Source organism: Spirillospora sp. NPDC000708, assembly GCF_040299565.1.
In the GTDB taxonomy this organism is placed as follows: Bacteria; Actinomycetota; Actinomycetes; order Streptosporangiales; family Streptosporangiaceae; genus Spirillospora.
Genome location: NZ_JBEPCJ010000194.1, coordinates 1 through 5,191, shown reverse-complemented (window position 1 = coordinate 5,191; position 5,191 = coordinate 1). Strand labels below are relative to the sequence as shown.

General features: G+C 74.6%; 6 protein-coding genes. 4 read left to right on the top strand and 2 right to left on the bottom strand.

The features are described from left to right. Positions 1 to 119 (bottom strand): maltotransferase domain-containing protein (locus tag ABT299_RS52110; RefSeq protein ID WP_387027150.1); only part of this gene is annotated, 119 nt, incomplete at its 3' end. 244 nt (positions 120 to 363) lie between these two features. On the opposite strand from ABT299_RS52110, the gene ABT299_RS52105 reads away from it, so the two are divergent. Next, positions 364 to 1,212: a hypothetical protein gene (locus tag ABT299_RS52105; protein ID WP_500255405.1), complete on the top strand. Its 849-nt coding sequence runs from the start codon at positions 364 to 366 to the stop codon at positions 1,210 to 1,212. Positions 1,213 to 1,282: 70 nt separating this feature from the next. Here ABT299_RS52105 and ABT299_RS52100 read toward each other — a convergent pair whose 3' ends face one another. Further along, the gene (locus ABT299_RS52100; RefSeq protein WP_206700389.1) at positions 1,283 to 1,624 is read right to left on the bottom strand and encodes an STAS domain-containing protein; all 342 of its coding nucleotides are present in this window, start codon (positions 1,622 to 1,624) and stop codon (positions 1,283 to 1,285) included. Positions 1,625 to 2,093: 469 nt separating this feature from the next. Here ABT299_RS52100 and ABT299_RS52095 point away from each other — a divergent pair, with 469 nt between their 5' ends. The 3 genes from ABT299_RS52095 (at position 2,094) to ABT299_RS52085 (ending at position 5,065) form a co-directional block, all read left to right on the top strand. Then, positions 2,094 to 2,375 (top strand): sulfurtransferase TusA family protein, encoded by a 282-nt coding sequence (locus tag ABT299_RS52095; protein ID WP_190868700.1) that lies wholly within the window; start codon positions 2,094 to 2,096, stop codon positions 2,373 to 2,375. Between the two features lie 121 nt (positions 2,376 to 2,496). Further along, a complete protein-coding gene (locus ABT299_RS52090) occupies positions 2,497 to 3,987 on the top strand; it encodes a flavin-containing monooxygenase (RefSeq protein ID WP_500255404.1) in 1,491 nt (496 codons plus the stop codon). Between the two features lies 1 nt (position 3,988). Then, on the top strand, positions 3,989 to 5,065 hold the full coding sequence (locus ABT299_RS52085) for a hypothetical protein (protein WP_500255403.1): 1,077 nt from the start codon (positions 3,989 to 3,991) through the stop codon (positions 5,063 to 5,065). Positions 5,066 to 5,191: the final 126 nt, after the last annotated feature.

The window sequence follows — 5,191 nt, the reverse complement described above, 5'->3', positions numbered from 1 at the left end:
GCCGACACCTCGATGGTCTCGCCCACCACGGCCTTCGCCGGCCACCGGCCGCCCCCCACCACCGGGGCCACGTCCAGGATCGGGATCCGCCCGAGTCCGCCCGTCGGCTGCACCTGCATCGCGCCCCGCTCCCACACCCGTCCGCGTCGGTCCTCGTGATCCATGCCCGGCCGGCGGGCGCGCGGCATCCCGCGAAGCACAAGATCACGCAAAGAGATCACGTGCCGCGGCGCCCCGCCGCGGCACGCGAACGCCCCGGTCAAGGCGGAGTTCGGGCGGATTTAAGGCGGAGTTGATCTATGAACCGGCCGTCCGCCGGGGCTCGTAACCCAGGCGAGTTCCCCACCGGAAGGAGCGGTTCGAATGATGCGGCGGAATGCGGTGCGCGCGGTGCTCGGCACGGCCGGGCTGCTGGCGGTGCTCGGCGCGGGCGCGTGCGGGGGAGGCGAGCAGCGGCAGGCGGGACGGGTGGCGGCGGAGTCGTCCGGGTGCGCCGCCCTGCAACGGCAGATCACGGCGGGCCGGGCGGTCGACGTCGCCGCCGCCGAGCAGTGCGACCAGACGCAGTTCGCGGAGCTGGAGAACCAGCGGCAGGCGGCGCGCGCGAAGGGCGAGAAACCCGCGATGCAGGTCAGCGCGATCTGCCGGGCGGTGGACGCGCAGGCGGCGAAGGGCGACGCGAAGCTGGACTTCGGGCTGGCCTTCCACTGCCGGCAGCGCGAACGGTTCGCCGATACCGTCAACGCGACCAGCGGGATCGGGCCGGCGAACAAGGTCACGTCGCTGTGCCTGGGTGCGCGGGCGAGGAAGGCGCGGGGCGAGGCCGTCGACGCCTTCACCGAGTCCTTCTGCGGCAAGGAGGAAGAGGCGGCGGCCGGCGGTTCGGGCGCGGCGCCCGCGCCGTCCTCCAGCACGGCGCCCACGCCGTCCGCGCGGAGCACGCCGCCCGCGGCGTCCGGGAGCGGCGACGTCGTGTGCCCGGGGTCGACGGTGACGCTGTCCGGCGAGGCCGGCGCGCCCGCCGCGTCCAGCGACCGGCTGCCGGTCGGGACGAAGGTGAAGGTGACGAACCTCGACAACGGCAGGTCCACCACGGTCGCCGTCACGTCCGCGTCGGGCAGCTGCGTGCTGCTGAACGACGCGGCGTTCGAGCAGGTGCGCGAGGCGGGGAAGTTCCTGATCCGGCACGCCCGGATCGAACGCGTCGGCTGAGCCACGGGGAAGGACGCGCGACCCCGGCGGACCGGCCGCCGCCGGGGCGGGGGCGGATGCGCGGGACGGGTCAGGCGTGCGGAACGGGTTCGAGCGCCTCGCGCGCGGTCGTCACGTCCGGCGCGATGGCGACGCGGCGCGGCAGGCCCGCCACCTCGGCGACCCGGCGGACGATGCCGCGCGGCGGCAGCACCACCCACATCGGCACGCCGAGTTCGGTGGCGCGCATCTGCGAGCGCAGGATGATGTTCAGCGCGTTGGAGTCGCAGAACGTGCAGCCGGACAGGTCGAGGATGAGGGCGGGCGCCCCGGAGTCGAGCAGCCCGAGGGCCTGGGCGAGGATCGCCTCGCCGTTGCTCAGGTCGACCTCCGCGGGGAAGGACACCGTCCCGCAGGTCTCCGTGCTCTCCACTCGTGCTGCTCCGAGATCCATGGCTCGCCCCAAGGTCAGGTTCCTCACGTGGGTGACTTCTGGGGGTGCTTCACTGCGACTGTAAGCCCCAAAGCTGGACGAAGCCTGAAAGAGAGGGTCAAGAGTGGGGCGCCGGTCCCTCATATTGTCGATCATCGCGTTCGCTTCCGATTGCTCCGTGTTCGTCGCTTCGGATGCGCGCATGCGCGACCCCGGGCGGTGACTCCGACGGGATTTCGCGGACGGCGGCCGGATGCGGTCGCCGCTGCTCCGAAGCCGCACCGACGAGCTGTCGATCGCCCTTGCCGGCGCTCCGGCGGGACCGTCCGCCGCCGATGCGGCGCGTGATCCCACTCCGTGCAACAGCCGTCCGGCGCGGGTTGTTCCGCGGCGAGCGGAGCCCACAAAGCCCTATATTTCCCCCATGGGGTGAATGCCCGCCGGAGACGCGGGCGCTGGGGGAGGCCGGATGGGTTCGGAACCGGTGGTCATCGACGGCGGGGACCGCTCCTGCGTGCGGCTGCTGCTGGAGCTGCGCGGGCACCTGGCGGGCCTGGAGCCCGGGACGGTCGTCCACCTCATCGCCAGCGACCCGGCGGCGCCGATCGACCTGCCCGCCTGGTGCCATCTGACGGGGCACGCCTACCTCGGCCCGGTCGCCGCCGACACCCCCACCTACGCGCTGCGCGTCGCCGAGCGCCCGCGCGCCACGGAGCCCGATTCGCCCTGGCGCCCTGCCGCGCACGGCTGAGCGACCCGTCCTCTACCGGCCACCGCCGTCCGCGTCCCGCCCGGGGCGGTCCCGCCGTTTCATTTTGACGGCACGTCCGTCACTATTGGCGTAGCGCCAATCAGCGAGGGATGTGACGGGCATGCGGGGACGGCCGTCGATCGCGATCGTGGGCGGCGGCTTCAGCGGGCTCGGGCTCGCCGCCCGGCTGCTCCGCGCCGGCTTCACCGACCTGACGGTGTTCGAGCGCGCCGGCGACGTCGGCGGCGTGTGGCGGGAGAACACCTATCCGGGCGCCGCCTGCGACGCCCCGTCCCACCTGTACTCCTACTCGTTCGAGCCGAAGCCGGACTGGTCGCGGCGGTTCGCGCCGCAGCCGGAGATCCTCGCCTACCTGCGGCACTGCGCGCGCAAGTACGGCGTCCTGGAGCACATCCGGTTCGACTGCGAGATCACCCGCGCCGGCTTCGACCCGGAGACCGGGCAGTGGAACCTGCGGACGGCCGGGGGCGAAATGCACCGGGCCGACCTGCTCGTCGCGGCGTGCGGGCAGCTGAGCGTCCCGGCGATGCCGGACGTCCCGGGGCTGGAGGACTTCGCGGGCACCGTGTTCCACTCCGCGCGCTGGGACCACGGCCACGACCTCACCGGACGGACCGTCGCGGTCGTCGGCAACGGCGCGAGCGCGGTGCAGTTCGTCCCGCGGATCGCGCCGCGCGCGGCGAAGCTGACCGTCTTCCAGCGCGAACCGCAGTGGGTCGGCTGGAAGTGGGACCGCCGCTACCCGCCGCTGCGCACCGCCCTCAACCGGCGGATCCCGCTGCTGCCCCGGCTGTCGCGGCTCGCGGTGTTCGTCTGGTTCGAGGCGCTGCTGAACCCGATGCTGGTCTCGCCGCGCGCCCGCCGGCTGCTGTCGGCGCACGTCCGCGCGCTCTGCCGCACCACGCTGTGGTCGGTGAAGGACCGGCGGCTGCGCGAGCGCCTCGTCCCGGGCTACGAACTCGGCTGCAAGCGCGTCCTGATCTCCAGCGACTACTACCGCGCCCTCGACCTCCCGCACGTGGACGTGGTCACCAGCGCGGTCGTCGGCGCCACCCCGGACGGCCTCGTCACCGCCGACGGGCGCGAGTACCCGGCCGACACCGTCATCATGGGCACCGGCTTCCGCACGCGGGACTTCGTCGCCCCGATGCGCGTGACAGGTCTCACTGAGCGGGACCTGGACGAGGCATGGCGGGACGGACCGCGAGCCTACCTGGGTATGGCCGTCGCGGGCTTCCCGAACTTCTTCCTGATGTACGGGCCCAACACCAATGTCGGCTCGGGGTCGGTGGTGCACATGCTCGAAAGCCAGATCTCCTACATCGTGCAGGCGGCCCGCGCGTTGCGCGACCCGGAGGTGCTCTACATGGACGTCCGGGAGGGCGTGCTCGCCGACTTCGACTCCGCGCTCCAGCGCCGCCTCGACGGGACGGTCTGGAACGCCGGCGGCTGCGACAGCTGGTACCTGCACTCCGGCGCCGGCGCGGACGGCCGACGGCGCAACGCCGGCAACTGGCCCGGCTCGATGCTGGGCTACCGCCGCCGGACCCGCACCCTCGACCCGTCCGACTACCGCATCGTGAAGCGCTGACGTGGGCGCCGCACACAGGTCCCCGGCGCGGGCCCGCGCCGGGGACGGCGCCGACCGCCGGCTGCTGCGCGCGCTCGAAGGGCTCTACGTCATCCCGCCCGCCCACCACCGCCCCGACACCGGACGCGCCGACGCGGCGCGGATGCTCGCCTGCGACGACCGGACCCTGACCGCGCTCGCCCGGCACGGCCTGCCGTCCAGCGGCGAGCGCGGCCGGGAGCGGTTCGACTCGCGCGACCTGTTCAACCTCGCCCTCTACTCCGGGACGGGCCGCACACCGGTCGAGCGGGACGTCACGTCGCTGCTGCGCTGGACCCGCTCGTCCTGCGAGGACCTCATCGCGCCGCGCGTGTCCCGGTTCGAGCTCCGCGTCGCCTGCGGGGACCCCGACGGCTGCCGTCCCGACGCCCACAACGCGCTCGCCCGGCCCCGCACCGGCGCGTACGGCGGGGCGGTCCGCCACGTCCGCGCGCATCCGGGGCGCGGCGGACGCCGCGTCGCCGGCGCCCCCGACGCGGCGGCGACCACCGCCCGGTCGTCCGGGCCCGCGATGGCGATCTCGGCGGTGCTGCGGACGGTCGGCGACTGCCCGGTGCTGCGGGCCCCCGCGCTGCGCGCGATCGTCCGCGAGTTCATCGGCGCCGAGCCGCGCTACCTGCGCCTGCCCGTCGAGCTGCGCGACGACCCGGACCTCGTCCCGCGCGGCTTCGCCGGCTGCGGCGCCGCCAGCCGCTACATCGAGCGGCTCTGCCGCGAGGAGGGCGTGCCCGCGACGACCCGGATCGGCTGGGTGGTCGGGCTGCCCGACGTCGTGCACGCCTGGGTGGAGGTCGTCGACGACGACGGCGTCACCAAGGTGATCGACCCGACGTTCACGCTGCTGTCGGAAGTGATCCCCTGGTCGAACCCGATGCTGCGCGACCCGTCGCTGGCGTTCCGGACGAACCGGCTCGTCCCGACCGGCCTGCACGTCGGCGGCGACGTCGCGTCCCACACCTGCGGCCGCGCGGCCGGCACGGCGGAGCGCCCGAACGCCCGCGTCACCACCAGGATCGTCCCGCTCCGCCCGACCGCCTGACCGCGCGCGCCCGACCGCCCGACCGCCCGACCGCACGCCCGACCGCCCGACCGCGCGCGCCCGGCGGCCGGCCGCGCCGCCCGGCCGCGCCGCCCGGCCGGCTAGTCGATAAGCCGGAGCCGGTGG

Excerpts from the sequence above, each read along its gene's own strand:
- ABT299_RS52090 (WP_500255404.1), top strand. The coding sequence starts at position 2,497 with ATGCGGGGACGGCCGTCGATCGCGATCGTGGGCGGCGGCTTCAGCGGG.
- ABT299_RS52095 (WP_190868700.1), top strand. The coding sequence starts at position 2,094 with ATGGGTTCGGAACCGGTGGTCATCGACGGCGGGGACCGCTCCTGCGTG.
- ABT299_RS52105 (WP_500255405.1), top strand. The coding sequence starts at position 364 with ATGATGCGGCGGAATGCGGTGCGCGCGGTGCTCGGCACGGCCGGGCTG.